Here is a 26,515-nt window from a genome sequence, read left to right as displayed (position 1 = left end):
CCGTGCGCGAGCCGGGGAGCGGAGGATCCAGGTGAAAAGGGACGGGGGCTGGCCGGTGGAGCGGCTGGTGCACAAGGAGGTGTCGGGCGGGGTCGCCACGATCACGCTGGACTCCCCGCGCAACCGCAACGCGCTCTCGGTGCGCCTTCTCGGGGATCTGGAGGACCGGCTCGACTGGGCACTGGCCGAGGAGGGCGTGCGGGTCATCGTGCTGACCGGGACCGGGCCGGTGTTCTGCGCCGGGGCGGACCTGAAGGAGCAGCGGGTCGGGCCCGGCGACGCCCACGAGGCGCCGGTGACGGCATCGTTCCCGGAGATCATGAACATGATCTGGAACAGCCCCAAGCCGGTCATCTGCCGCTTGAACGGCACCGCGCGGGCCGGCGGGCTCGGCCTGGTCGCGGCGTGCGACTTCGCCATCGCGCCGGACACCGCGTCGTTCGCCTTCACCGAGGTGCGCCTGGGCGTGGTGCCCGCGATGATCTCGGTGACCGTGCTGCGCCGTCTCGACCCGCGGGCCGCGGCCGAGTACCTGATGACCGGGGAGACCTTCGACGCCGCCCGCGCCCAGGAGATCGGCCTGCTCACCCGGGCCGTCCCCGCCGGGGAGCTGGACGCGACGGTCGCCCACTACGCGGACATGCTCCTGCGCGGCGGCCCCGAGGCACTGGCGATCACCAAGCAGCTGGTACGGCAGGTGCCCGCGCTCCCGGTGGAGGAGGGCATGCGCCGGATGGCCGAACTGTCGGCCCAGCGGTTCACCTCCGCCGAGGGCCAGGAGGGCATCGCCGCCTTCATGGAGAAGCGTCCCGCCTCCTGGATCCCGCGTTCCGGGGAGACCGCCGGCCTCGCGTGAGCCTCCTCCGCTGAGTCCTCGCCCCGGGAAGGGGTCCGGGCGACACGCCGCTCGCGGCGTGTCGCCCGTCAGGTGCAACCGCGCCACCGGTGACGCGCGAAAGTAGCGGTATGGGGACTGTCGTGGTGACGGGGGCAACCGGCTACATCGGCGGGCGGCTGGTTCCGCAGCTGCTGGAAGCCGGGCACGAGGTCGGCTGCGTGGCCCGGCATCCGGGGCGGCTGCGGGACCTGCCCTGGGCCGGACGGGTGCGGATCCTGGCCGGGGACGTGAACGACCCCGACGCGATGCGGCGCGCGCTGGGCGGCGCCGACGTGGCCTACTACCTGGTCCACTCGATGGCCGCCGGGCCCGCCTTCGCCGAGCGCGACCGGAGGGCGGCCGAGACCTTCGCCGGAGCCGCCGCGGAGGCGGGCGTGGGCAGGATCGTCTACCTGGGCGGGCTGACGCACGCCTCCGGCGAGCTGTCGGCGCACATGCGCTCCCGTGCGGAGGTGGGCGAGATCTTCCTGAGGTCGCCGGTGCCCGCCGTGGTGCTGCGGGCCGCGGTGGTCATCGGGTCCGGATCGGCCTCGTTCGAGATGCTGCGCTATCTCACCGAGCGCCTGCCGGTGATGACGACGCCCCGCTGGGTGCGCACCCCCACCCAGCCCATCGCCATCCGCGACATGCTGCGCTATCTGGCAGCCTGGGCGCAGATCCCGGGAGACGTCAACCGGGCCTTCGACGTCGGCGGGCCGGACGTCCTGACCTACGAGGACATGATGCACGGATACGCCGCGATCGCGCGGCTTCCTCCACGGTTGATCGTTCCGGTGCCGCTCCTCTCGCCGAGCCTGTCCAGCCACTGGGTCGGCCTGGTCACGCCCGTGCCGGCGAGCATCGCCCGGCCCCTGGTGGAGTCGCTGCGCCATGAGGCCGTGTGCGCCGAGCACGACATCGCCCGGTTCGTCCCCGACCCGCCGGACGGGCTGATCGGCTTCGGGGAGTCCGTACGGCTGGCGCTGCGCCGGATCAAGGACGCCGACGTCGCCACCCACTGGTCCTCCGCCTCCACCCCCGGCGCGCCGAGCGATCCCCTGCCCACCGACCCCGACTGGGCGGGCGGCAGTCTCTACTCCGACGAGCGCGAGCTGGCCGTGGCCGCGCCCCCGCAGGAGGTCTGGCGGGTGATCGAGGCCGTCGGCGGGGCCAACGGCTGGTACTCCCTGCCCGTCGCCTGGCGCGCGCGCGGCCTGATCGACCGGCTGCTGGGCGGGGTGGGCCTGCGCAGAGGACGCCGCGATCCCCACCGCCTGCGGGTGGGGGACCCGCTGGACTTCTGGCGGGTGGAGGAGATCGAACCCGGCCGGCTGCTGCGGCTGCGCGCCGAGATGCGGCTGCCGGGACTGGCCTGGCTGGAGCTGTCGGTCTCCCCGCCCTCCGGCTCCGCCCGGACGGTCTCCCCGCCCTCCGGCCCCGCCCGGGCCGTCTACCGGCAGCGCGCGCTGTTCCATCCGCACGGGCTGCTGGGACACGCCTACTGGTGGGGCATCTCCCCCTTCCACAGCCTCGTCTTCGGCCGGATGCCGCGCAACATCGCCCGCGCGGCGGAGTCGGCGCACCGGCGGCGGCCTTGATCGCGAATGGGATACGCGCTTGGATGGCTGCCGGGAACACTCGTCCAGGGCCGGTGCGGCCGAAGGAGGCTCGATGCTCCGCGTCGCCAACTGCTCCGGGTTCTACGGCGACCGGCTCTCGGCCGCGCGGGAGATGGTCGAGGGCGGCCCGATCGACGTGCTCACCGGCGACTGGCTGGCCGAGCTCACGATGCTGATCCTGGCCGGGAACCGGTCGAAGGGCCGGCCCGGCTATGCGCCGACGTTCCTGAGGCAACTGGAGGAGGTCCTCGGGACCTGCGCGGACCGGGGCATAAAGATCGTCTCCAACGCGGGCGGACTGGACCCCTCCGGGTGCGCCGAGGCCGTGGCCGAGCTGGCCGGCCGGCTCGGGCTGCCGGTGCGGGTCGCCTCCGTGACCGGGGACGACCTGACCGGCGAGCCCGGCGTCCTCGGCGACGCGGTGAACCCCGACACCGGCGAGAAGCTGCCCGCCGCTCCTCTGACCGCCAACGCCTACCTCGGCGGGCGGCCGATCGCGGCCGCCCTGTCGGCGGGGGCGGACGTGGTGGTGACCGGACGGGTCACCGACGCGGCGCTGGTCACCGGCCCGGGCATCTGGCGGTACGGCTGGCGCCCGGACGACCACGACGCGCTGGCCGGGTCGGTCGTCGCCGGGCACGTGATCGAGTGCGGCTGCCAGGCGACGGGCGGCAACTACGCCTTCTTCGGCGAGGTGCCCGAGCCGGAGCGCTGCGGTTTCCCGCTGGTGGAGCTGGAGGCCGACGGGTCCAGCGTGGTCACCAAGCATCCCGGGACCGGCGGGCTGGTCTCGGTCGGCACGGTCACCGCCCAGCTCCTGTACGAGATCGGCTCGCCGCGCTACCTCGGCCCCGACGCCGTGGCCCGGTTCGACAGCATCCGGCTGGAGCAGCAGGGCCCGGACCGCGTCCGGATCTCCGGTGTGCGCGGCGAGGCCCCGCCGGACACGCTCAAGGTCGCGATCAACTACCTCGGCGGCTACCGCAACACCATGACCCTCGTCCTGACCGGCCTGGACCTCGAGGCCAAGGCCCGCCTCGCCCAGGACGCCATCTGGGCACGCGTGCCGAAGGACTCCTTCGAGCAGGTCCACACCGAGCTCACCCCGCTCGCGGGCACCGCCCTGCTGCGGATAACCGTGATGGACCCCGACCGGGCCAAGGCGGGGCGCGCGTTCTCCTCGGCCGTGGTGGAGACCGGTCTGGCGAGCTACCCGGGCTTCTACGGCCTCACCCCGCCCGGGGACGCCTCGCCGTACGGGGTCTACTGGCCCGCCTTCGTCCCGGCCGCCGCCGTCCGCCCCCGGGTCGTGCTCGACGGCCGGGAGGTCCCCCTCGACCCGCCCGCTCCGGACCACCCGGCCGTCCCCCGTCGCCCGGTCCCGTCCGCGGGCCCGGAACCGGACCGGGGGGAGGAGCACCGGGGCGGGGCGGCGCCCGCCGTACGGGTCCCACTGGGGACGATCGTGGGTGCCCGCTCCGGCGACAAAGGCGGCAACGCCAATCTCGGCGTCTGGGTCCGTACGGCCGAGCAGTTCGCGTGGCTGGCGGGTCACCTGACCGTCGAGCGCTTGCGGGAGCTGCTGCCCGCGACGGACGGGCTGCGGATCGAGCGTTTCGAGCTGCCGAACCTGCTCGCCCTGAACTTCGTCGTCCACGGCCTGCTGGGCCGGGGCGTCGCCGCCAGCCCCCGGCTCGACGCCCAGGCCAAAGCCCTGGGAGAGGAACTGCGCGCCGCGGAGGCGGCCATCCCCCGGTCACTGCTGTGACCCTTTCCCCGCGGCCTTCCCCCTGCGGCTCTCCCCCCGGCGCCCTCACCGGTTCCGCCGGGGCGCCCGCCATCTCCGTTGACCCGGGTGCCGCGCTCCCGTAAATTCGAAACCACCAGAATATTATTCGGCCATGTCCGACCGGGAGACCGTCCCGCCGCTCCCGACGTCGGGACGCACAAAATTGAGCGATTCAGGCAACCAGAACCTTTCCATCCTCTAGGATTGCGCGCAATTGCAACATGAGGTTGGCTCGGGGAAGGACACAGCCATGCGTTTGCGGTTTCTCGGCTCCACCTCGGAAGCGGGCGCCTGCCCCTCCCTCTACGAGACCGACCGCGGCACCATCGTCGTCCAGGGACTCCACCTCACCGACGCCGCCGCCCTCGCCGACCTCCGCCACGTCCTGGACGGGGAGAGCGCCGTCGAAGTCCCCCGCGAGCTCCTCGTCGACATCGCCCGCCGGGTGCTCGGGTAAATATTGATCACGATTGGGGTCGCCCCTATGGTCTGATCAGCGCGTCCGGGTCTACCCTCGTGCGGCACCGTACAGGAGGTCGCATGAGTGGGTTCCAGCAGGCCCGGATCGAGTTGGGCGCGCAGCTCCGGCACCTGCGCGAGACGGCCGGCCTGTCGGGCAAGGACCTCGCCGAGCGGCTGCGGTGGCAGGCCTCGAAGATCTCCCGCATCGAGAACGCCCGCCAGACCGCCACGGAGGACGACGTCACCGTATGGGCGCAGGCCGTGGGCGCCTCGCCCGAGGTGACCGGGGAACTGGTCGATCAGGCCAACGGCCTGCTGGAGCGCCAGGACTCCTGGCGGCAGCGGCACCGCAGCGGCCTGGCCGCCCTCCAGGAGGACATCCGTGACATGGAGGCGCGGACCACGACGTTCCGGGTGTTCGAGCCGGGCGTGGTCATCGGCCTTCTGCAGACCACCGAGTACGCGCGGAGCATCTTCACCCGGATCAAACGTCTCTACAACGCCCCCGACGAGATCGACGCGGCCATCAAGGTCCGCATGCAGCGGCAGGAGATCCTCTACGACCAGCGCAAGAGGTTCCGCTTCATCCTGCCCGAGGCGGTGCTGCGCTACCGGCTGGCCCCGCTGGATGTGATGCGCGGCCAGCTCGACAGGCTGCTCGCGGTGACCGCGCTCCCGAACGTGGAGTTCGGCGTGGTGCCCTTCGAGGCGCCCCTGCCGTCCGCCCTGCTCAACGGCTTCTGGATCTACGACCGGGACCACGTCGCGGTGCCCACCCGGACCAGGGACCTGATCCTGCGCGACCCGGAGGACATCGCCTTCTACGAGCGGGCCTTCGACGAGTTCTGCGAGATCGCGGCCTTCCGCCAGGACGCCAGGGCGGTGATCGTCCGGGTGCTGAACGACCTGGCAGAACAATCCTCGGATCAACTATCGCAATTGCTTGATTAGTATCCCAAGATCGTGCAATCCTCGTGTGAGACGGAGGTGACGCACGATGCTGGACACGCTGTCTTGCCTTGAGAAATTCGCCGCGGCGGTACGGTCCCACGCCGATCTGTCCCTGCAGAACGTCTCACTCGGCGACCCCGCCTACGTGTGCGTCCGCAACCGCTTCAGCAACACCCTGGCCGAGACCGTGACCTGCTCCCCCGACGGGGGTTTCATCACGTCCTGGGGATACCGGCTCGGTGACGCGGGCAACATCGAGGACGCGGCCGCCCGGCTGGCCTTCCTGCTGGCGGCCCTGCCCGCCTGAGGACCCTTCCCGCCCCGGCCCCTCTCGTCGCGGGCCGGGCGGTCGCGCGGGCCGGTTCCCGGCCCGCCGCGCCTCAGGGGACGTCCTCCGAGGGAAAGGCGGAACGCTCCAGGCCGACCTCCCGGGCCGCGGCGACGCGGGCGTGCTCCAGGAGCCGGGCACGCGACAGGTTCCCCGCCTCCAGGGTGTAACGGATGGCCAGGCCGTCGAGCATGCCGTCCAGGCGCTCGGCCGCGCCCTGCGGGTCGTCGCAGTCGAACTCGCCCGCGACCACGCCCTGCGTGATCACATCCCTGAGGATCTCGATCCAGGCGCCCTCGAACTCCAGCAGGAGGGTCCGGACGTGCTCCTCGCGCACCCCGACCGTCCAGGCGTCGAGCCAGAGGATCCAGCCCTGGTCGTCCCTCGACGCGGGGATGACCAGGCGCAGCACCCGGTCCAACCGCTCCACCGCGCTCTCCGGGCCCGCGACGATCTCCTTCAGCCGCTGGATCTCCGACTCGCTCGTGCTGCGGAGCATCTCGGTGATGAGATCGTCCTTGGTGGCGAAGTGATAGTGGATCAGCCCGCCGCTCACGTTGGTCGCCTTGGCGATGTCGGAGACGCGGGTGCTGGCCAGCCCTCGCTCCACCACGACCTTCCTGGCCGCCTCCAGCAGCTCTGCCCGGCGCTGGTCGGCCTGGTCGGCGCGGCTGCCGCGCGCCCCTCCTCCGCTGTGCACGGCGCAAGACTACAGCAGCGCGCCCCTCCGCCCCCGCGCGTGTGATCACCGGTGCGACCGGTGGCACGGAGGCGGAAGGGCACGGATCGCAGCCGGGGCCCTCCCCGGCCCGGAGCCCGGCCGAGGGCGGGAACCGGGCTCTGCGACGTCAGCCGCAGCGGTAGAGCGACGACGGGCCCGCGCCCTGCTCGCCGTACTCCGCCGGGTCGACCACCGCGCAGTTGGCCTGGACCCACTCGCTCACCTCGGAGCCGCCGTCGCCGGCACCGCCCCGGCCGCCGCCGGGCATCACGTATCTGAGCTCCCCCGCAGAGACGAGCGCCTCGAGCCGCTCCGCGGTCATCGCGGGATCACCGCCGGTGAAGCCGCCCATCGCGATGACGGGCAGGCCGGTCGAGAGGATGACCGACGAGGCGCTCTGCGCGCCACCCACCGCCACCAGCCAGGTCGCGCCGCCCCGGTTCGCCTTCAGATACCCGGTCAACTGCTCGCTCACCGCCCCGCCGGGACCGCCGCCCCGCATCGGGCCCCGGGCGTCGTCCGCGACCGTCCCCTCCGGCGCCCGGCCTGCAGCGCCCTCGGGCGCCTCCGGCCGCATCCCGCCGGAGAGGCCTCCGCCCATGCCGCCCGGACCGCGCATGCCGCCGCTTCCCGCGGGACCCGCGGTCGGGTTGGTGCCGTTGACGGCCGAGCCCAGCGGGGTCAGGGCGTAGGCGACGGGACCCGCGAGTCCGGCCGCCAGCCCGGCGGCCAGGGCGACGGCGGCGATCCGGAGCCCGGCCCGCCGTCCGATCCGCGACAGGACCAGCCCGGCCGCCGCCGCCGCGCTCACCGCGGCCACCGTCCAGGCCAGCCAGGGCACGAACTCGGGGGTGCGGCGCAGCACGGCGAACGCCCACGCTCCGGTGATCACGATCCCCGCCGGCAGCGCCCACCCCCAGGCCCGTGACCGCCGGTGGGCCCGCCACATCAGCGTCCCGCCGAGACCGGTGAGCGCGGCGACGGCCGGGGCCATGGCGGTGGAGTAGTACGGATGGAAGGTCCCGCTGGAGAAGCTGAACACCGCGTAGTGCACGGCCAGCCAGCCACCCCACAGGCACAGGGCCACGCGGGCGCCGGGCAGATCGCGGCGGGCCCCCGTCACCGCCCCGCCGGAGCGGCGGGGCGCCCCGGCGGGCCGGATGGCCAGGACCAGCCCGCAGACCAGGGCCAGTGCGGCGAAGGGCAGCAGCCAGGAGATCTGCCCGGCCATGACGTCGTTGAAGAGGCGTCCCGCCCCGGGCTCGCCGCCGAACCCGCCTCCGCCGCGCCCGCCGCCTCCGCCGAAGATCCGGCCGAGGCCGTTGTAGCCGACGACCAGGTCCCGGACGGAGTTGTCGGTGCTGCCGCCGATGTAGGGGCGGTCGGCGGCGGGCCACAGGTCGACGACCAGCATCCACCACCCGCTGGAGGCCACCAGGGCCGCGCCCGCCGCCAGCAGCCGGCCGATCCGCCGCAGCACCGTGCCCGGTGCCGTGGACAGGTAGACCAGGGCGAAAGCGGGGACCACCAGGTAGGCCTGGAGCATCTTGGTGGTGAAGGCCAATCCGACGAAGATCGCCGAGACCACCAGCGTGCGGGTCCGGCCGTCGCGCACGGCCTCCAGGCAGAACCACCCGGCCAGCACCAGCAGCAGCACCAGGACGGTGTCGGGGTTGTTGTCCCGGTTGATCGCGACCGTGATCGGAGTCAGCGTCATCACCAGCGCGGCGACCAGCCCGGCGGCGTGGCCCGCCGTTCCCGGCAGCGAGCGCCGTACCGCCGAGTGGACCACGGCGACGGCCGCGACGCCCGCGGCGGCCTGGGGCAGGAGCATGCTCCACGTCCCGAACCCGAAGACCCTCGCCGAGAGCCCCATCACCCACAGCGCCAGCGGCGGCTTGTCCACGGTGATGAACGACCCGGCGTCCAGGGCGCCGAAGAAGAACGCCTTCCAGCTCTGGGTGCCGGACAGGACGGCGGCCGAGTAGTAGCCGTTGGCGTGGCCGTTGCTCCCCAGCCCCCAGGTGTGGAGCGCGGCCGCCAGGGCCAGGACCGCCCAGAAGGCGGGGCGCGCCCAGCGGGGAGCGCTCCCGGTTCCCGGGGCGGGCCGTGCGTCCCGGTGCGCGCCGGCGGGCGCGGCACCGGTGGGGGCGATGGGGCCGGAGGTCCCGGGACCGGCGGCCGCGGGGGTGGGCGGCGTCATCGCGCGGCCTCCCCGGCCCGGCGCGGGGTGAAGACCCATCCGCGCAGCAGCAGGAAGCGGACCAGGGTGGCCAGGGCGTTGGCGGCGATGACCGCCGCGACCTCGGCGGCGGCGGGCGCGCCCGGCAGCAGGAGCTTCAGCAGGGCGAGACCGCCGGTGCTGAGCAGCAGGCCGACGAGGAAGGCCAGGCCGCCCTGGAGCTGGTGGCGCAGCGCCCCGGCGCGGCCGGTCACGCCGAAGGTGAAGCGGCGGTTGGCGGCGGTGTTGGCGATCGCGGTGATCAGCAGGGCGAGGGCGTTGGCCGCCACGGCGGGCGCCACCGCCCGCAGGGCGACGAACAGGCCGAGGTGCGCCAGGGTGCTGACCGCCCCGATGACCGCGAACCTGGGCAGTTGACGGACCATCCCCGCCGGCAGCCGGGCGTCACGCACCCGCGGCGGGACCGGGATCCCGACCGGGGCCGACAGGGTTCTGCGCGCCACGCGGGTCATGCCTCTCAAGTCGTCCTTGATGGTCTTGACGATGTCCACCCGGCTGTCGGGGTCGTCCACCCAGTCCACCGGGACCTCGTGGATGCGCAGCCCGTGACGCTCGGCGAGCAGCAGCAGTTCCGTGTCGAAGAACCACTCCTCGTCCTCGACCCCCGGCAGCAGCGCCTGGGCGATCTCGGCTCGGGCCGCCTTGAACCCGCACTGGGCGTCGGAGAAGCCCGCGCCCATCGCCCCGCGCAGCAGCAGGTTGTAGCTCCGGGAGATCAGTTCCCGCTTCGGTCCGCGCACCACGTTCGCGCTCCTGGACAGGCGGGTGCCGATGGCCAGGTCGCTGTGGCCGGACAGCAGCGGGGCCACCAGCGGCAGGAAGGCGTCCAGGTCGGTGGAGAGATCCACGTCCATGTAGCCGACCACGTCGGCGTCGCTGCCCGACCAGACCCGGCGCAGCGCCCGGCCCCTGCCCTTGGCGTCCAGATGGACGGCGCGCACGTGCGGCAGCTCCCGGCTCAGGTCCACCGCGATCGGCCAGGTCCCGTCGGCGCTGGCGTTGTCGGCGATCGTGATGCGGAAGCCGTACGGGAAGGTGGCGGTGAGGTAGGCGTGCAACCGGCGGACGCTCTCGGCGAGCACCCGCTGCTCGTTGTGCACGGGAACGACGATCTCGACCAGCCGGGTGCGTACCGGCGCCGTCGACTGGCTCATGCGGCCCCCAGTGAACCGTGGTTCTGCTCTGTCATGGCCTCAGATTCGGCGGGCGGCCTTTGGCGTCCCTGAGGCGACCGTTAACGAGGCGTGAGAAAAGGGAAGATCCCCAGCATGATCACGTGATCTTGCAAATGGCTTGCGGATCCGGGCACGCGGCTCCGGCCGCGCCGGGGCCGCGCGACCGGAGCCGTACCGGAAGGATCCGCCGCTCCCCTCCGGGGGTGACGGGCCGCGACCGCGCCGGCCGGCGGGAAGGCGCCGTCACTCCCCCGCGGGGAGACCCCCTCCGAGCGCTGAGCCGGGAAGGCGCAGCCGGGCGAGGGCGCCGCCGCCGGCGGCGTTCTCCAGCGCCACCTCTCCTCCCGCGTCCCGTACGGCCTGCGCCACGATGGCCAGGCCCAGCCCGGAACCGGGCATGCTCCGCGCCGCCGGCGACCGCCAGAACCTGTCGAACACGTAGGGCAGCTCGTCCTCCGCGATGCCGGGGCCGTGGTCGCGGACGGTCAGCTCGCCATCGCGGAGCCGCACGACCACCGGGCCGCCCGCCGCGCCGTCCACCCCGTCGCCCGCCACCCCGTCGCCCGCCGCGCCGCCGGGCGCCGGACCCCCGGCCGCGCCGCCGGAGAACTTCACCGCGTTGTCCAGCAGGTTGACCACGGCGCGCTCCAGCGCCGCCTGGCTGCCGCGGACGTACCAAGGGCCGAGCTCGACCTCGACCGGGACGCCCGGGGCGCGGAGCCGGGCCCGGGCCACGGCCGACCCGACCACCTCGTGGAAGGCCACCTCGACGTGCGGCTCGTGCTCCTCGTCGGCGCGGGAGAGCTGCAGCAGGTCCCCGATCAGCGTGGACATCTCCTCGAACTGGGCCTTGAGGCTGTTCAGCAGCCGGCGTCTGGCGGGCGGGGCCAGCGGGCGGCCGGTGTTCTCGCTGCGCAGCAGCAGCTCGACGTTCGTCCGCAGGCTGGTGAGCGGGGTGCGCAGCTCGTGCCCGGCGTCGGCGATCAACCGCCGCTGCCGCTCGCGGGACCCGGCCAGCGCGGCGGTCATCGCGTTGAAGGAGGCACCGAGCCGGGCGATCTCGTCGTCGCCCCGGACCGGGATCCGGGTGTCGAGGTCCTCGGTCCTGGCGATGTGCTCGGCCACCCCGGTCAGGCGTTCCACCGGCCGCAGCGCCGTGCGGGCGATGAGGGTGCCCGCGGTCGCGGCGCCCACCACGCCGAGCGCGGCGACCCCCGCGAGGACCCAGGCGAGCGCGGCGAGCGTGGACTGGAACTCGGCCAGCGGCCGGGACTCCATGACCGCCAGGCCCGAGCCGACGCTCCTGGTCAGCACCCGCACGTCGGCCCCGTCCGCGGTCGTCCCGTCCCGGCGCGCCTGCGCGCCCCTCGGCATCGCCGCCAGCGCCCGGTCCTCCGGGGTGACCCGCACCTCGACGGTGCCGACCACGCACGTGCCGCCCTCGGCGTCGATCAGCTGCAGCGGCGGCAGGCGGAAGGGCGGCTGACGGCGCGGCTCGTCACCGGAGCAGTACTGCGCGACCCACTCCAGGCCCTGGCCCCCCTTCGGGTCGCGCAGCGAGCGGTCGACCTGCTCCAGCATCGCGGTGCGCACGATGAACCAGCAGGCCCCCGCGCACACCGCGATCGCCACCGCGACGGCCGCCGCGACCAGCAGGGTGAGCCGCGAGCGCAGGGAGCGGCGGGCGCCCCGGGCAGAGCCTCCCTCCCCCGGCCGGCGGCCGGTCAGGCGCGGCCCCGCGCGCAGCCGGCCGGCCGTCACGCGGAGCCCCGCAGCACGTAGCCGACGCCCCGGACGGTGTGGATCAGCCGGGGAAGCCCCTCGATCTCGGTTTTGCGGCGCAGGTACATGACGTAGACGTCGAGGGAGTTGGAGCTCGGCTCGAAGTCGAATCCCCACACCTCGCTGAGGATCTGCTCGCGGGTGAGCACCTGGCGGGGATGGGCCATGAACAGCTCCAGCAGCAGGTACTCGGTCCGGGTCAGCTCCAGCGGGACGCCGGCCCGGGTGACCTCGCGGGCGGCGACGTCCATCCGCAGGTCGTCGAAGACCAGCACGCCGGCGTCCTCGGCGGCCGGAGCCGTCAGCGCACCGCGCCGCAGCAGCGCCCGGACCCGGGCCAGCAGCTCGTCCAGCTCGAACGGCTTGACCAGGTAGTCGTCGGCCCCCGCGTCCAGCCCCGAGACCCGGTCGCCCACGGCGTCGCGGGCGGTGAGCATGAGCACCGGGACATGGTTGCCCGCCGCGCGGAGCCTGCGGCAGGCGGTCAGCCCGTCCATCCGCGGCATCATCACATCCAGCAGCACCAGCTCGTACGGCTCCCGCTCCAGGACCTCCAGCGCCGCCCGCCCGTCGGCGGCCAGGCCGACCCGGTAGCCCTCGAACTCCAGGCTGCTCTGCAGCGCCTCCCTGAGCGCGGGCTCGTCGTCCACGACCAGCACCCGCGCCGCCTCACCGTCGCCCATGGCCCCACGGTAGGCACCCTTCATGAGAACCCCATGAGGGAGCACCGGCGTTTCCCCGAGAGAGACCCTTCCCCGTCCTCGCCGGCACCGGACGCGCCGCCGCACCCCCGCCGACCGCGCGACGCCGTCCTCAGGAGCCCTCCAGCACCGCCATGGCCGCGTTGTGACCGGGGATGCCGCTGACCCCGCCGCCGCGCCGGGCGCCCGCCCCGCACAGCAGGATCCGCTCGTGGCCGGTCTCCACCCCCCAGCTCCCGGCCTCGCCGAACGGCCACGACAGGTCGCGGTGGAAGATGTGCCCGCCGGGCAGACCCGCCTCGTTCTCCAGGTCGACCGGGGTCCTGGCCTCCAGGCAGACGCTTCCGTCCGGGGCGCGCAGCAGGCAGTCCTCGATCGGCTCGGCGAGGACGGCGTTCATCGAGGCCAGGGTCGCGCGCAGCGCCTCCTCCCGTGAGGCGACCGGGTCGTCGCGGAACAGCCGTGCGGGCATGTGCAGGCCGAACAGCGTCATCGTCTGGGCCCCGGCGGCGCGCAGCCCGGGGCCGAGGATCGACGGGTCGGTCAGCGAGTGGCAGTAGACCTCCGCCGGGGGCAGGCTCGGGATCCTCCCGCGCGCGGCCTCGGCGTAGGCGCGGGCGAGCTGGTCGCGGCTCTCGTTGATGTGGAAGGTCCCGCTGAACGCCGCCGCCGGGTCCACCGACCCGTCCCGCAGCCGCGGCAGCCGCGACAGCACCATGTTGACCTTGAGCTGGGCGCCTTCGGGTGCGGGTTCCCCGCTCTCCGGGCTCCCCAGCAGCCGGGCCAGTACGGCGGGCGGCACGTTGGCCAGCACCCGCTCCCCGGTGACCGTGTGCTCCCCCGCGGCGTCCCGGAAGACGACTTCCCCCGAGGGGTCGACCGCCAGCACCTCGGCCCCGGTGAGGATCTCGGCCCCTGCGGCGCGGGCGATCTCCGCCAGGCCCCCGGAGACCGCCCCCATCCCGCCGACCGGGACGTTCCAGTCGCCGGTGCCGTCGCCGATCACGTGGTACAGGAAGCACCGGTTGGCCAGCAGGCTCTCGTCGCACGGATCGGCGAAGGTGCCGATGAGCGCGTCGGTGAGCACCACCCCGCGCACGGTGTCGTCGGCGAACCGCTCGTCCACGACCTCGCCGATGGGCCGCTCGAACAGCTCCCGCCAGGCCTCCGGGCCCACCAGGTCCCGCATCGCCGTACGGCCGGGGAGGGGTTCGACCAGCGTCGGCGCGACCTTCGCGGCCACCTCGGCGGTCATCGCGTAGAAGCGCCGCCACGCGCCGAGGTCGGCGCCGCCTCCGGTCACCCGCTCGAACGAGGCGGCGGTGCGGTCGTCGTCGCCGTTGTCCACCAGCAGGCCGCTCTCCCCCACCGGGGTGTAGGAGGCGTACCTGCGGCGACGCAGTTCCAGCGGGAGGCCGAGGTCTTCGACGACCTTGGCGGGCAGCAGGCTCACGAGATAGGAGTAGCGCGAGAGCCGGGCGTCCACGCCGGGGAAGGCTCGGGCCGAGACGGCCAGCCCGCCGACGTGGTCCAGACGTTCCAGGACGAGGACCCGGCGGCCCGCGCGGGCGAGGTAGGCGGCGGCGACCAGGCCGTTGTGGCCGCCTCCGGCGATCACGGCGTCATAGCGGGAGCGGAGCATCAGACCATCCAGGGAGCAGGCGTGACAGGACCGGGGACCCCGCGGATCTCAGAGCCCGGTCTGCCAGTGCGGCTCGGGACGGAGCACGGCCGGCATCTCGATCGGCGCCATGTCCGGCACCCTATATGGAATGCGACAAAACGACCATAGTCACCTCGGTGACGCGGCGAGGCTGATGGCCAGGAGCGTGGCGGCGGGCCCGGTGGGGGTGCGCCCCCGTCTCCAGATCGCGCGCAGGCGCCGCTCCAGGTCGATGTCCCGGGTGGCCACCTCGGCCAGCCGCCCGGTGGCCAGCTCGGCCTCGACGGCGTAGCCGCTGAGCACCGCGGGGGCGGCGCCCTCCCCCGTGGCGCCCTTGACCGCCGCGTTCGAGCCCAGCTCCAGCCGGGGGGCCGCGGCGGCATGGCCGGCAAGCGCCCGGTCCAGCGTCTCGCGCGTGCCGGAGCCGCGCTCGCGGACCACCAGCGGGGTCGCGGCCAGCTCGGCGGCGAGCAGCGGGGTCCGGCGGCGCGCCCACGGATGACCCGGTGCGACCACGACCACCAGCCGGTCGGTGGCCACCACCCGGGAGGTCAGCCCCTGCGGCACCGACGGCCCCTCCACGAACCCCAGCTCGACCCCGCCGACCTCCCCGGCGACCAGCCGGGCCACCTCCGCCGAGTTCTGCACGTCCAGCCCCACCTGGACCTGCGGCTCCCGGTTCTGGAGTTCCCCCAGCCAGCGCGGCAGCAGGTACTCGGCCACGGTCATGCTCGCCGCGATGTGCAGGTGCGCCGCCCGCGCGTGCCGTACGGCCTCCGCCCCGCGCATCAGCTCCGCGGCCGCGTCCAGCACCTGCGCCGCCCAGGCCGCGACCATGGTCCCCTGCGAGGTGAGCGTGGACCCCCTGGGAGTGCGCTCCAGCAACGGCAGGCCGAGACGGCGCTCCAGGATCGCGATCCGCTTGCTCGCCGACGGCTGGGCGATGCCCGCCGCCCGGGCCGCCTGCCCGAGACTGCCCAGCCGATCGACGTCGACCAGCAGCCGCAGGGATTCGAGATCGGGCAGTTGGCTCATAGCCCTAGGCTATGACCTAACAGGGAGATAACGGCTACCGGTCGGGGACGCCCGCGCGAACACTCGGCACATGACCGCCTTCCCGCCCCACGGCCGCCCACCCCGCGGCATGGAGGGGCTTCCCGCCCCGGCCGGGACCGCTCGCCGATCCGAGCGCCTCCGTCCGGTCCCCGCATCCCCCGGCCGCAGATCCGGCTCCTTCCGCGGCCGAGGGGCCGGTCGTCCGGCCAAGCGCCTTTACGTTGTAGATTCATTTCATCGGCTCCGCGCGCTCGTCCCCGGCCTGTGCCTGGTGGCGCCGGCCGTCGCCGTCTCCTTCCTGGCCGGCCGGCTCCTCACCGGAGTGAGCCCCGCCGTGGTCGCGGTGGCCCTCGGGATCGTCCTGGGCAACCTCGGCGGCGTGCACGCGTCCTTCCGCCCCGGACTGCGGCTGGCGAGCCGCCCGCTGCTCCGCCTGGCGATCGTGCTCCTCGGCCTGCAGATCGCGCTCCCGGAGATCCTGGCGCTCGGCTGGCGGACGCTGGCACTGGTGGCCGCGGCGACGGGGGTCACCTTCGTGGCGACGCGGCGGGCCGGGCGGCTGCTCGGAGTGGACCCGCGCAGGTCGCTGCTCATCGCGACCGGCGTCTCCGTCTGCGGGGCGGCGGCGATCGCAGCGATGCACGAGGTGGCCGGGAGCGACGACGACGACGTGGCGAGCGCGGTCGGCGTGGTCGTCCTGTACGGCAGCGCCGCGATCGTCGTGGTGCCGGCTCTCGGCGGCCTGCTCGGCCTGACACCCCACCAGCTCGGGCTGTGGGCCGGGGCCTCGGTGCACGAGGTGGCGCAGGTCGCGGCCATCGGCGCGGCGGCCGGGACCGGGGTGCTGGCGACCGCGGTGGTCGTCAAGCTGACCCGGGTGGTCCTGCTGGCACCGCTCGTGGCGCTGGTGTCGGCGGGCCTGCGCCGCGCCCCGGCCGATCGGGCCCGCCGGGCGGGCGACGCGGACGCCGCTCCCCCGGCGCGGCAGGGCGCACGGGCCGGGCGGAGGCCGCCGCCGGTGCCGCTGTTCGTGGCGGGGTTCGTGGCCATGCTGGCCGTGCGCGCCACCGGCCTGGTCCCCGGGTCGGTCACCGCCGCGGTCCCGGAGGTGACCGGGGTGCTGCTGGCCGCGGCGCTGTTCGGGCTGGGCACGGGGATCGAGCTGAGGAAACTCGTGCGCGGCGGGCGGGCGCTCGCCCTCGGCGGGGTGGCCACGGCGATCATCGTCATGATCTCACTATTCGGAGCCCTCGCCATCGGCTGATCTCCCGATGGACGCCTCCCGAGCAGGCCCCATAACGTGCTTCTTCGTTGGAGCGGAAATTCCCGTTTACACCGTTCTAATCAGGCAAGCATACGGTCCTGAACCGAGGAGACAGAACCAGCTCATGCGTACCACCCAGCAGCCGATCGCCCCCGCGCTCCGCCTGTCTCAGGAGGTGGCCGGGGCACTGGCACAGGGCTCACCTGTCGTGGCACTCGAATCCACGATCATCTCCCACGGGCTGCCCCAGCCCCGCAACCTGGAGGTGGCGACCGAACTGGAGGAGACCGTCCGCGAATGCGGGGCGGTCCCCGCCACGATCGCGGTGCTGGACGGGGTGGCGTGCATCGGGCTGGACGCCGGCGAGCTCAAGCGGGTCGCCACCGAACCGGGCCTGCGCAAGCTGGGTTTCCGCGACCTGCCCGCCGCCGCCGCGCTGAGGGCCAGCGGGGCGACCACGGTCTCGGCGACCTCCTTCCTGGCCGCCCGGGCCGGCATCCGGGTCTTCGCCACCGGCGGCCTCGGCGGCGTGCACCGCGGGTGGACCGACTGCCAGGACGAGTCGGCCGACATCGACATGCTCAGCCGCACCCGCATCACCGTCGTCTGCGCGGGCGTGAAGTCGATCCTGGACGTGCCGGCCACCCTGCAACGGCTGGAGACCCGGGGCGTCACCGTCGCCGGGTTCCGCACCGACGAGTTCCCCGGTTTCTACCTGCACACCTCCGGCGAGCGCATGGACTGGAGGATCGAGACGGCCGACGAGGCCGCCGCCATCATGCGGGCCCAGGACGCGCTCGGCGGCCCGGAGACTGCGCTGGTCGTGGCCAACCCGGTGCCGCTGGCCGAGCAGCTCGACCCGGCCCTGCACGACCGGGTCCTGGCCGAGGCGCTGGCCGCCGCGGAGCGGGAGAAGATCACCGGCCAGGCCATCACCCCGTTCCTCCTGGACTACCTGGTGCGCGGCACCGGCGGCGCCTCGCTGGAGGCGAATCTGGCCGCAGTACGTGGAAACACCCGCATTGCCGCACAGATCGCGGCATCATGGAGTAAGGAAAGCTGAGGTATCCGTGACCGAAATGGGCCTGCTGGTCATCGGCGACGTGGTCACCGACGTCGTCGCGCTTCACGGAGAACCGAACCTCGCAGGCCTGGCTGCCGGGACGGACACCGCCGCCGACATCGTGCTGCGCCCGGGCGGCTCGGGGGCCAACACCGCCTCCTGGGCCGCCCGGCTGGGCGCCGACGCGCGGATCCTGACCCGGGTCGGCTCCGACACCAGCGAGTGGCACGGCGCGGAGCTGCGGCGCAGCGGGGTCCGGCCGCACCTTCGGATCGACCACGAGCGGCCGACCGCCGTGGTGATCGCCATGGTGGACGTGACCGGGGAACGCTCCATGCTCACCAACCGCGGCGCGGGCGGCCACCTCGGCACCGACGACTGGGACGAGGAGCTGCTCGACGGCGTGGCCCACCTGCACCTGTCGGGATACACCCTGTTCGCCGAGCCGGGACTGCGGCTGTCCCGGCTGGCCCTGGCCGAGGCCGCCCGGCGCGGCGTCACCGCCAGCGTGGACCCCGCCTCGACCGGCTTCCTGCGGGCGTTCGGACCCGAGCGGTTCGTCCGCGAGACCCTGACCGCCAGGCTGGTCATCCCCAACCTGGACGAGGCGCTGCTGCTCACCGGCGAGGCCTCCGCCGAGCGGGCGGCGGAGAAGCTCAGCCTCCTGTACGGCACGGCGGCGGTGAAGCTGGGCAGCATGGGCGCCCTGATGGCCAGGGAGGGACGGCTCGTCGCCTCGGTCCCCGGGCTGCCCGTCGAGGTGGTCGACTCCACCGGGGCCGGCGACGCGTTCGCCGCCGGTCTGATCACCGCCCTGCTGACCGGGGCCGGCGACGAGGCCGCCCTGGACGCGGGACGCCGGGCGGGGGCCGAGGCCGTTACAGTCATCGGCGGCCGTCCGCGTATCCTTCAATCTGATTTAGGTGCCAACCAGCTTTACCCGCTTAACACCAATTGATAGCTTGCGGCCGTAGACTGCACCATTAGCCACATGCGTCACTTTGGGGAGGTTGCGGTCCGCCGATGGATGCCGAGTCATCGATCTGCCTGAGTGATCTGGTCCCGGCCCTGCGCTGGAGCCGTCAGCAGCAGGTCGCCGAAGCCCTGGCCGACCCCCGCCTGCCTGCAGGCTGGTGGTCCTCCGTCACCCTGCCCAAGGCCCTGCGCACCGCGGGCCTGGACTGGGTCTGTGACCGGCTGGCCCGGCTCTCGGTCGCCCGCTGGGACCATCTGCCGCTGAGCGACGTCCTGCCCGCGCTGCACGTGCACACGGTGGACCCCACGCTGCCCGGCTGGTCCGAGCCCGCGCGTTCGGCCATCACCGGACTGGGCGGCTGGTCCCGGCTGCGCCGCCTGACGCCCGGGGACCTCACCGGCCCCTCGGTGCCCGCCTCCCCCGAGGTGCTGGTCACCGCGATGTTCCGCGAGGTGCTCGGCGGGATACCGGGGATCTCCGACCAGCCCGCCCAGGCGGTTCAAGCGGCCCAGACCGCGGTGCCCGCCGCCCGCACCGTGCCCGGCGTGCCCGCCCCGGCCGTGCCCGGCACGCCTGCGGCCCCCGCTGTGCCCGCCGCCCCGGCCGCGCCCGCCGCCCCGCCGCAGGCGCAGCCGGTCCCGTCCGCCGCGCCCGCCCAGCCCGACCTCAGCAGCTACCCGCTGGTGCGCCTGGTGGACACCATGTTCCGGGACTGGGCGCCGCTGGAGCGCGCGGTCGCCGTGGAGCGCCTGTTCGCCGTCGACCCGATAAGCCTGCGTGCGCTCGCGCACAAGCTCAACGCCGACCTCGGCGCCCTCTCGGCGGCCCAGCGCGCCGCCGAGGAGCGCATCCTGCTCTGGCTGCGCTCCTCGGAGTCCGCCCCGCTCACCGGTCACATGTTCGGGCTCACCGAGTGGCTGGGCGCCGCCGCCACCCAGGAGCAGCTCGTCGGCGCCGACCCCGCGCACCCCGTGGAGGTCCCCACGCTGCGCACCCCCCTCTGGCGCGTGCTGGTCACCCTCATGCCCGACCGGCGGCTCCAGGACGGCTGGCTCGTCGTCGGCGACCTCGGCGGCCTGCGCGACCGCACCCGGCAGTTGCTGGCCTCCAAACCGGCCGACGCCGACGTCGTCGTGCTCATGGAGCACCAGCTCGGCATCCGCGCCCACTCCGCCCAGGCCTGGCTGGACGCGCTCGCCGCGACCGCGACGCGGGAGGAGCCCGGCACGGCGTCCGCCTCCGAGGCGACCAGGCAGCTGCCCCGCCGTACCCCCGGCGTCAACGGCCACCACCGCGGCGGCCAGCCGATCCCGCAGGTCAACACCGCGTCGATCGATCCCCGTGCGGCCCTGGCCGCCCTGTCGGCGCTGTCGGGCAACAGCAGGCCGCACCTGATCACCAGCCAGCGCGCCGCTCCGCCTCCCCCGCAGACCAGCCCGTCCACCGATCCGAGCCGCTGGCAGCGGATCGAGGTGACCAGCGAGCACCTGCGGGGTGGCCCGGTGGCCGTGCCCGAGGGGTACGCGACCCAGCTCGGCATGCGCCCCGGCACCCTGCTCTCCGTGACCGGGCCCGGCGACAACGCGGTGGTCCTCGTCTGGCGGGACCACCCGGTCTTCGACTCGCTCCAGCCCGTGCTCATGCGCCTGAACGCCCGCCCGGGCGACCAGGTCTACGTGACGGTGGACGGCTACCGCCTGGACGCCCAGCTCCCCAGCTGAGAGCGGCCCGCCGTACGGGACCCCGCGGGGTGTGCGGCGGGCGGGACGGCCGGCGGGGCTATCGTGAGGCCGTGAACGGTTCAGCCGCCTTCGGGGACATCGATCCGGAGACCCTGCCGCTGCGGGCCTCGTCGTTCGGCGCCCAGGCGGCCGCCTACGCCAGGGAGCGGCCCGGCTATCCCGGCGCCGCCGTGCGCTGGGCGCTCGGACCCGTCCGCGGCCGCGCGCCGCTGCGGGTCCTCGACCTGGGGGCCGGGACGGGGAAGCTGACCGGGTCGCTGCTGCGGCACGGCGCCGAGGTGGTGGCGGTGGAACCCGACCCGGCCATGCTCGACCGGCTCCGGTCCGGGCTGCCGGAGGTCAGGGCGCTGCCGGGAACGGCCGAAGAGATCCCCCTGCCGGACGGCTGCGCCGACGCCGTCCTCGTCGGGCAGGCGCTGCACTGGTTCGACCTCGACCGGGCGGTGCCGGAGATCATCCGCGTCCTCGCGCCGGGCGGCGTGCTGGCGGGGCTCTGGAACCTCGACGACGACCGGGTCCCGTGGGTGGAGGGCCTGAAGAAGGTCTCCGGGAGCACCGTGTCGTTCCGGCGCTGGCGTCCCGCCTCGGAGCCGCTGGAGGGGCGGGGTTTCCGGGTGGTCGAGCGGGCGGAGTTCGCCCACGCTCAGCGCAGGACCGCGGAGTCGATGACCGCGACGGTCGCCACCCATTCCCACGTGCTGACGCTTCCCGAGGCGGAGCGGGCGGACCTGCTGGCCCGGGTCTCCGGTTACCTGCGTTCCACTCCCGAGACCGCGCACGGCGAGTTCGAGCTTCCGATCGTCACCGTGGCGGTCCGCGCCCTGCTCGGCTGAGCGACCCGGCGCGGCTCGCGGGCAGCCGATCCGGTACGGCTCGCGCCGGTGAAGCACCGGGCGCGAGCCGTACCGGATCACGGGGTCCCGCCGGTCAGGCGGCCGAGCAGCTCACCGCGGACGGTGCCGCGTTGCCCCCGGACCAGGTGCCGGTGAAGCCGAACGAGGTCGAGGCCCCCGAGGAGAGGGCGCCGTTGTGGTCGGCGTTCTGCACCGAGACGGCGGCCCCGCTCTGGGTGTGCCGGCCGTTCCAGAGCTGGCTGATCCTCTGCCCGTCGGGGAAGGACCAGCTCACCGTCCAGCCGGACAGGGCCGCGCCGCCGGTGCTCTTGACCGTCACCTCGGCCTGGAAGCCGCCCTGCCAGGAGTTGGCGATCCTGTAGGAGGCCGTGCAGGCCCTGCCTCCCGTGGGCGTGACGGTAGGAGTCACCGTGGGAGTCACCGTGGGGGTCGGGGTGACGGTGGGCGTCACGGTCGGAGTCGGCGTGGAGGTCGGCTGGGGCGCCGCCATGGCCAGGTCGTAGGCCCGCTGCGGGACGAACTGGCCGGCTCCGGCGATGCAGCCGTCGGCCTCGCCCGGCAGCTTGATCCAGAGGAAGGCGTCGATCATGGAGTCGCCGGTCTCGGTCGTGCTCGGGGTGCCGATCGCCCGGCCCGCCGGGTCGCACCACTCGCCGCCCAGCGGGCCGTTGCCGTTGCGGCTGGTGTCGACGACCGCGCGGAGCCGGGAGATCCCGGTGGCGGAGATGACGTTCTTGGCATACGCCACCTCGGTGGAGGTCCACCGGTAGTTGGAGACGTTGAGCGAGATGCCGTCCGCGCTGCCGTCGATGCCCGCGGCCCTCAGACGGCCGGCGGCCTCGCCGGCGCCCAGCCAGCCGGAGTGCCCGATGTCGAAGTACACCTTCGCCTGGGCGGAGCCCGCCTTCAGCTTCTTGCCGGCGTAGGCCATGGAGGCGTTGACCTCCTGCTGCTGGGAGGAGCTCATGCAATTGGTCATGATCGGGAGCACGTCCGGTTCGAGGATGATCGAGGCCGGGCGCCCCTGCAGGCCCGCGGCGAGCTCGTCGATCCACTGCCGGTAGGCCGTGTGGCTGGGCGCGCCGCCGGTGCTGGCGCCGCTGCAGTCACGGTTGGGGATGTTGTAGACGACCAGGATGGGGGTCTTGCCCGCGCTCGCCGCCGCGCCGACGAACGCCGACACCTGGGCGCGGACCGCGGAGGTGTTGGTCGTGGTGAACCAGCGCGCCTGGGGCACGGCGGCGATCCGGTCGCGGATGACCGGCGCCCGGGAGTCGCCGGGGTTGGCCGCGACCCACTTGGCCGCGCCGGTCTCCGGGTCGACGTAGAACGGGGAGTCGGCCGCCGAGGCGGTGGCGGCCAGGGACACGGCCGCGCAGGACAGGGCGGCCAACGCCGTGCAGACCGTGGCCAGAATGGACTTTCTCCGCATGGGACGGCTCCTTGAGGGTGAGGTGGGAGCGCTCCCAAAGTAGCCGCCCGCCCATCCGGCACCTAGCCGCGACCGTCCTCCCGCCGGTACCGAACTCGCTGATCTGCGAGGACACCCCTCACCACCGCTGAAAGTTTCACAGACGGAGATCGGCCGGAGGCCGTGCAGCACACCCGCCCGTGAGCCGGGTCCGCCGGGGTCTCAGGACGCACCCGGCTCGCGGATCTCCGCCGGGGAGAGCCGGGACTGGAGAGCGGCCAGGGCGGCGGCGGGGGCGTCGGCGAAGAATCGGACCGAGGTGACCTCCTCCCGGCGGCCGAGGGGGCGGACGACGGTGACGGGCTCCGACAGCTCGACGACGACGTCGGTCCGGGAGGAGACCGCCACGCCGAGCCTGCCGTCCTTCACGGTCACCGTGCCGGACTCGTTGTAGTTGCGCGCCGTCCGCACCGAGGAGATCAGCTCGCGGGGGATCCGCAGGTCGAGGTAGACGCCGTAGCGGACGCGCAGTTCCGTCGCGGAGACGACGTGGGGCCGGGTGACGCACGCCGCGCCGAGCGCCAGCCCGTACACGATCCCGTAGACGTCGAGCACCAGAACCGCCAGCCGCAGGCCGTCGGGCACCTCCAGCGCCCGCAGCAGCACCTCCGCGCCCACCGTCTCCACGGTCATCGCGAACAGCATCAGCAGCAGCATCATGGACTGCCCGCCCGAGTACGGCAGGGCGGTGGCGCCGGGCGGCACACCGTGGCGGCGGCGCACCACCCAGTGGAGGAGGGCGAGCATGCCCTTCAGTTCGAACTCCATGATTCTGAGCACCTGTGAAGGCACCAGACGGCGGACGGTCGCCCGAAGCGCCGACCGCCGGCCCGCGCCGCCGCGGCGCTCGGCCCGGAAGAGCCGGCAGGCGACCGCCGTCTCCAGGAGGAACACCGCCGCCACAGCCGCCTCGGCCGCCACGATCACCGGGACGGGTACGGCCACCCCCGACAGCAGCAGGACCGCGAGGAGCAGTTCGGCGGGGAGCAGGGCGAACATCGCGGCACGCGCGAGCCTGAGCATCACACTCTCTCCTTCAGGAGGATCACCGTCAGCCGGAACACTTCGGCCTGGGCGGGGGGCAACTCGGTGGACAGCGCATCGAACCACGCCCCACCGTCGGCGTCCCGCGGGTCCGGCTGAGGCGCGGCGGCACCGTCCCGGTCCGCGGGGCCCGGCGGGAGCGCGGAGGCCGGCAGGTGGGTGATCATCTCCGCCGCCAGCTCCCGGGGGATGTGGGCGGCCAGGTCGGCGGCGAGCGCGGGGATGCGGGGATCACCGGGGTCGGCGTCGGCCAGTTCGTCGAGCCGGGCGTAGAGGGCGTGGCTCCGCGCCAGGGCGGCGGGCTCGGTGAGCGGACGCATCATCTCCAGCATCCGGTCGCGCCCGGCCGGGCCGGCCGCGGTGTCCATCAGTGCCAGCAGCTCGCGGTCGGCCGCGGCGAACGCCGATCCCCCGGCGGACAGCTCCCGCAGCACCGCCGCCATGTCGGGAGAGACCGCCGAGTCGGGATGCAGGTCCGCCTCCGCCAGCAGCGCGGCCAGCCGGGCCCGCCTCAGGCCGATCATCTCCTGCTGCCGGGCCAGGTCGGCGTCCAGCTCCGCCAGCACCTCGCGCAGTTCCCTGCCCCGGTCGTCGGCGAGCACATCGCGGATCTCGTCCAGGGACAGGCCCAGCTCGGCCAGCCTCCGCACCCGCGCCAGGGCGACCGCGTCGCGCAGCCGGTACTCGCGGTAGCCGTTGGCCAGCCGTACCGGCTCGGGCAGGAGGCCCAGGTGGTGGTAGTGCCGCACGGTCCGGGTGGAGACCCCGACCAGCGCGGCGAGCTCGCCGATCCGCATGCCCTCATTAGAAACGTTGACGCTACGTCGAGGTCAAACCCCGGGCTGGCATTTCAGCCACAGCGGGCCGTGAAGAACGATCGGCGCCGGAGTGAAGGGCGCCGGCCGGCCCTCACGCTCCGACCGCCCGGTGAGCGAGCCACTGCTGCCGCGTGATCGCGTACTCGACTTCACCGAGATCGCTGCCGGGGAGTGGTTCGTCCCACTCCAGATGGAATGTGCGGATGTGCTGCATGCCGATCGCGGCCATCGTCGCGCGGGAGGCGGTGTTGACCGCCATCGTCTCGGCGAAGATGCGGGTCAGCCCGAGGTCTTCGAACCCGTGCCGGATGAGCTCACGGGCCCCCTCACTGGCCAGGCCCCGGCGCCAGTGGCGGCGCAGGAGCCGGTATCCGAGTTCGGCCTGTCCTTCGGCCGGGCCCTGGTCGGCGCGTTCCGGTGGCTCCAGGATCCACCAGCCCACGAACCGGCCGGAGACGAACCCGGCCCAGAAACCGAGCCCGGGAACGCGGTTCGCGACCGCGAGCCGCCCGCGGTGGAAGATCTCCACCTCCTCGCGGGTACGGGCGCGGCCGTCACCGAGGTAGCGCATGACCTCGGGATCGCCGTCGAGCTCGATCTCGTGCTCCAGGTGTTCGTCGGACAGGGGAACGAGCTGGATGCGGCTGGTTCGCAGGATCGCCTGGGACATGGAGCGCATCCTTGCGCATGATCCGCTTGCGATCACCCGTATTTCCCGGGGCCGCCGTTCCGGCCTCCCCGCTGCCGCCCGTATGCCCGGGTCAGAGGTCGCCCAGGCCGAGCTGGCGGGCGATGAGCATGCGCTGGACCTCGCTCGTGCCCTCGCCGATCTCCAGGATCTTGGCGTCGCGGTAGAAGCGGCCGACCGGGTACTCGTTCATGAAGCCGTACCCGCCGAAGATCTGGGTGGCGTCGCGGGCGTTGTCCATCGCGGCGTTGGAGGAGACCAGCTTGGCGATGGCGGCCTCCTTCTTGAACGGCTCGCCGGCCAGCATCTTCTCAGCCGCGTGGTAGTAGGCCAGGCGGGCGGTGTGGGTGCGGACCTCCATGTCGGCGATCTTGAACTGGATGGCCTGGTAGTGGCCGATCGGGTGGCCGAACGCCTGCCGGTCGCGGACGTAGCGCAGGCACTCGTCCACGCAGCCCTGGGCCAGGCCGACGGAGAGCGCCGCGATCGCGATGCGGCCCTCGTCGAGGGTCTGCAGGAACTGCGCGTAGCCCCGGCCGCGCTCGCCGAGCAGGTTCTCCCCGGGCACCCGGCAGTCGGTGAAGGACAGCTCGCGGGTGTCGGAGCAGTTCCAGCCGACCTTGGAGTACTTCTTGGCGACGGTGAAGCCGGGCGTGCCCGCCGGGACCAGGATCGTGGAGATCTCGGGGCGGCCGTCGGCACGGCGCCCGGTGATCGCGGCCACGCCGACGACGCCGGTGATGTCGGTGCCGGAGTTGGTGATGAACGCCTTCGAGCCGTTGATCACCCATTCGCCGCCGTCGAGCACGGCCGTGGTCCGCATGCCGCCCGGCACGTCGGAGCCGCCGCCCGGCTCGGTCAGGCCGAACGCGCCGAGCATCGCGCCGGTCGTCAGCTTCGGCAGCCACTGCGCGCGCTGCTCGGCCGTGCCGAACCGGTAGATCGGCATGGCGCCCAGCGAGACCGCGGCCTCCACGGTGATCGAGACGCTGGAGTCGACCCGGGCCAGCTCCTCCAGGGCCAGGCAGAGGGCGAAGTAGTCGCCGCCCATGCCGCCGTACTCCTCCGGGATGGGCAGGCCGAACAAGCCCATCTGGCCCATCTGGCGGACGATGTCGTAGGGGAACTCCTCGCGCTCGTACAGGTCGCCGATCACCGGGGCCACCACGTCGCGGGCGAACGCCTCGACGGTCTTGCGGAGGTCTTCGTACTCTTCGGTCAGCTTCATG

The 26,515-nt window shown here is 73.7% G+C and carries 23 protein-coding genes; 11 read left to right on the top strand and 12 right to left on the bottom strand.

Translation table 11 applies throughout. The features are described 5' to 3' along the window. The first annotated feature begins 31 nt into the window (after positions 1 to 31). From HS041_RS25150 to HS041_RS25125, 6 genes are all read left to right on the top strand, one after another. Positions 32 to 856, top strand: coding sequence for an enoyl-CoA hydratase-related protein (locus tag HS041_RS25150; protein ID WP_196443261.1), 825 nt, complete (start codon positions 32 to 34; stop codon positions 854 to 856). A 110-nt stretch (positions 857 to 966) separates the two neighbouring features. Next, positions 967 to 2,475: an SDR family oxidoreductase gene (locus tag HS041_RS25145; protein ID WP_196443260.1), complete on the top strand. Its 1,509-nt coding sequence runs from the start codon at positions 967 to 969 to the stop codon at positions 2,473 to 2,475. A gap of 73 nt (positions 2,476 to 2,548) precedes the next feature. Then, a complete protein-coding gene (locus tag HS041_RS25140; RefSeq protein ID WP_196443259.1) occupies positions 2,549 to 4,264 on the top strand; it encodes an acyclic terpene utilization AtuA family protein in 1,716 nt (571 codons plus the stop codon). 271 nt (positions 4,265 to 4,535) lie between these two features. Next, positions 4,536 to 4,742 carry a hypothetical protein gene (locus HS041_RS25135; RefSeq protein ID WP_196443258.1) on the top strand — a complete coding sequence of 69 codons (207 nt, stop codon included), beginning with the start codon at positions 4,536 to 4,538 and terminating at the stop codon, positions 4,740 to 4,742. An 83-nt stretch (positions 4,743 to 4,825) separates the two neighbouring features. Next, positions 4,826 to 5,698: a helix-turn-helix domain-containing protein gene (locus HS041_RS25130; protein ID WP_196443257.1), complete on the top strand. Its 873-nt coding sequence runs from the start codon at positions 4,826 to 4,828 to the stop codon at positions 5,696 to 5,698. 46 nt (positions 5,699 to 5,744) lie between these two features. Continuing rightward, positions 5,745 to 6,005: a hypothetical protein gene (locus HS041_RS25125; protein ID WP_196443256.1), complete on the top strand. Its 261-nt coding sequence runs from the start codon at positions 5,745 to 5,747 to the stop codon at positions 6,003 to 6,005. 73 nt (positions 6,006 to 6,078) lie between these two features. Here the strand turns inward: HS041_RS25125 and HS041_RS25120 are convergent, their stop codons facing one another. The 7 genes from HS041_RS25120 to HS041_RS25090 all read right to left on the bottom strand — a co-directional run bounded on the left by HS041_RS25120 (position 6,079) and on the right by HS041_RS25090 (position 15,345). Further along, positions 6,079 to 6,726 carry a TetR/AcrR family transcriptional regulator gene (locus tag HS041_RS25120; RefSeq protein WP_196443255.1) on the bottom strand — a complete coding sequence of 216 codons (648 nt, stop codon included), beginning with the start codon at positions 6,724 to 6,726 and terminating at the stop codon, positions 6,079 to 6,081. A 148-nt stretch (positions 6,727 to 6,874) separates the two neighbouring features. After that, positions 6,875 to 8,950, bottom strand: coding sequence for a glycosyltransferase family 39 protein (locus tag HS041_RS25115; RefSeq protein WP_196443254.1), 2,076 nt, complete (start codon positions 8,948 to 8,950; stop codon positions 6,875 to 6,877). Continuing rightward, entirely contained in the window at positions 8,947 to 10,143 is a 1,197-nt protein-coding gene (locus HS041_RS25110; protein WP_196443253.1) for a bifunctional glycosyltransferase family 2/GtrA family protein, read from the bottom strand. The genes HS041_RS25115 and HS041_RS25110 overlap by 4 nt, the downstream gene beginning before the upstream one ends. Positions 10,144 to 10,407: 264 nt before the next feature. Continuing rightward, entirely contained in the window at positions 10,408 to 11,925 is a 1,518-nt protein-coding gene (locus tag HS041_RS25105) for a sensor histidine kinase (RefSeq protein WP_307845455.1), read from the bottom strand. Next, positions 11,922 to 12,629: a response regulator transcription factor gene (locus HS041_RS25100; protein ID WP_196443252.1), complete on the bottom strand. Its 708-nt coding sequence runs from the start codon at positions 12,627 to 12,629 to the stop codon at positions 11,922 to 11,924. The genes HS041_RS25105 and HS041_RS25100 overlap by 4 nt, the downstream gene beginning before the upstream one ends. A 130-nt stretch (positions 12,630 to 12,759) precedes the next feature. Then, complete coding sequence (locus HS041_RS25095) at positions 12,760 to 14,289, bottom strand: phytoene desaturase family protein (protein WP_196443251.1); 1,530 nt, start codon at positions 14,287 to 14,289, stop codon at positions 12,760 to 12,762. A 150-nt stretch (positions 14,290 to 14,439) separates the two neighbouring features. After that, positions 14,440 to 15,345 (bottom strand): LysR family transcriptional regulator, encoded by a 906-nt coding sequence (locus tag HS041_RS25090; protein WP_196443250.1) that lies wholly within the window; start codon positions 15,343 to 15,345, stop codon positions 14,440 to 14,442. 289 nt (positions 15,346 to 15,634) lie between these two features. On the opposite strand from HS041_RS25090, the gene HS041_RS25085 reads away from it, so the two are divergent. The 5 genes from HS041_RS25085 to HS041_RS25065 all read left to right on the top strand — a co-directional run bounded on the left by HS041_RS25085 (position 15,635) and on the right by HS041_RS25065 (position 21,244). Then, complete coding sequence (locus HS041_RS25085) at positions 15,635 to 16,630, top strand: YeiH family protein (RefSeq protein ID WP_374058876.1); 996 nt, start codon at positions 15,635 to 15,637, stop codon at positions 16,628 to 16,630. A gap of 124 nt (positions 16,631 to 16,754) precedes the next feature. Beyond that, the gene (locus HS041_RS25080; RefSeq protein WP_196443248.1) at positions 16,755 to 17,693 is read left to right on the top strand and encodes a pseudouridine-5'-phosphate glycosidase; all 939 of its coding nucleotides are present in this window, start codon (positions 16,755 to 16,757) and stop codon (positions 17,691 to 17,693) included. A gap of 16 nt (positions 17,694 to 17,709) precedes the next feature. Further along, on the top strand, positions 17,710 to 18,651 hold the full coding sequence (locus HS041_RS25075; protein ID WP_230879737.1) for a carbohydrate kinase family protein: 942 nt from the start codon (positions 17,710 to 17,712) through the stop codon (positions 18,649 to 18,651). A 65-nt stretch (positions 18,652 to 18,716) separates the two neighbouring features. Continuing rightward, positions 18,717 to 20,390 carry a hypothetical protein gene (locus tag HS041_RS25070; protein ID WP_196443246.1) on the top strand — a complete coding sequence of 558 codons (1,674 nt, stop codon included), beginning with the start codon at positions 18,717 to 18,719 and terminating at the stop codon, positions 20,388 to 20,390. Between the two features lie 71 nt (positions 20,391 to 20,461). Next, a complete protein-coding gene (locus HS041_RS25065) occupies positions 20,462 to 21,244 on the top strand; it encodes a class I SAM-dependent methyltransferase (protein WP_307845453.1) in 783 nt (260 codons plus the stop codon). A 94-nt stretch (positions 21,245 to 21,338) separates the two neighbouring features. Here the strand turns inward: HS041_RS25065 and HS041_RS25060 are convergent, their stop codons facing one another. The 5 genes from HS041_RS25060 to HS041_RS25040 form a co-directional block, all read right to left on the bottom strand. Beyond that, positions 21,339 to 22,697, bottom strand: a complete 1,359-nt coding sequence (locus tag HS041_RS25060; protein WP_196443244.1) for a glycoside hydrolase family 6 protein — start codon at positions 22,695 to 22,697, stop codon at positions 21,339 to 21,341. Between the two features lie 201 nt (positions 22,698 to 22,898). Continuing rightward, the gene (locus HS041_RS25055; RefSeq protein ID WP_196443243.1) at positions 22,899 to 23,759 is read right to left on the bottom strand and encodes a hypothetical protein; all 861 of its coding nucleotides are present in this window, start codon (positions 23,757 to 23,759) and stop codon (positions 22,899 to 22,901) included. Beyond that, a complete protein-coding gene (locus HS041_RS25050) occupies positions 23,759 to 24,577 on the bottom strand; it encodes a MerR family transcriptional regulator (protein ID WP_196443242.1) in 819 nt (272 codons plus the stop codon). The genes HS041_RS25055 and HS041_RS25050 overlap by 1 nt, the downstream gene beginning before the upstream one ends. Positions 24,578 to 24,689: 112 nt before the next feature. Beyond that, complete coding sequence (locus HS041_RS25045; RefSeq protein ID WP_196443241.1) at positions 24,690 to 25,268, bottom strand: GNAT family N-acetyltransferase; 579 nt, start codon at positions 25,266 to 25,268, stop codon at positions 24,690 to 24,692. Between the two features lie 91 nt (positions 25,269 to 25,359). Continuing rightward, on the bottom strand, positions 25,360 to 26,514 hold the full coding sequence (locus tag HS041_RS25040) for an acyl-CoA dehydrogenase family protein (protein WP_196443240.1): 1,155 nt from the start codon (positions 26,512 to 26,514) through the stop codon (positions 25,360 to 25,362). Position 26,515: the final 1 nt, after the last annotated feature.

Origin of the sequence: Planomonospora sp. ID67723, assembly GCF_015711605.1 — a bacterium.
Lineage (GTDB): Bacteria > Actinomycetota > Actinomycetes > Streptosporangiales > Streptosporangiaceae > Planomonospora_A.
Note: the sequence above shows the minus strand (reverse complement) of the source record. Positions and strands in the feature narration are given on the sequence as shown.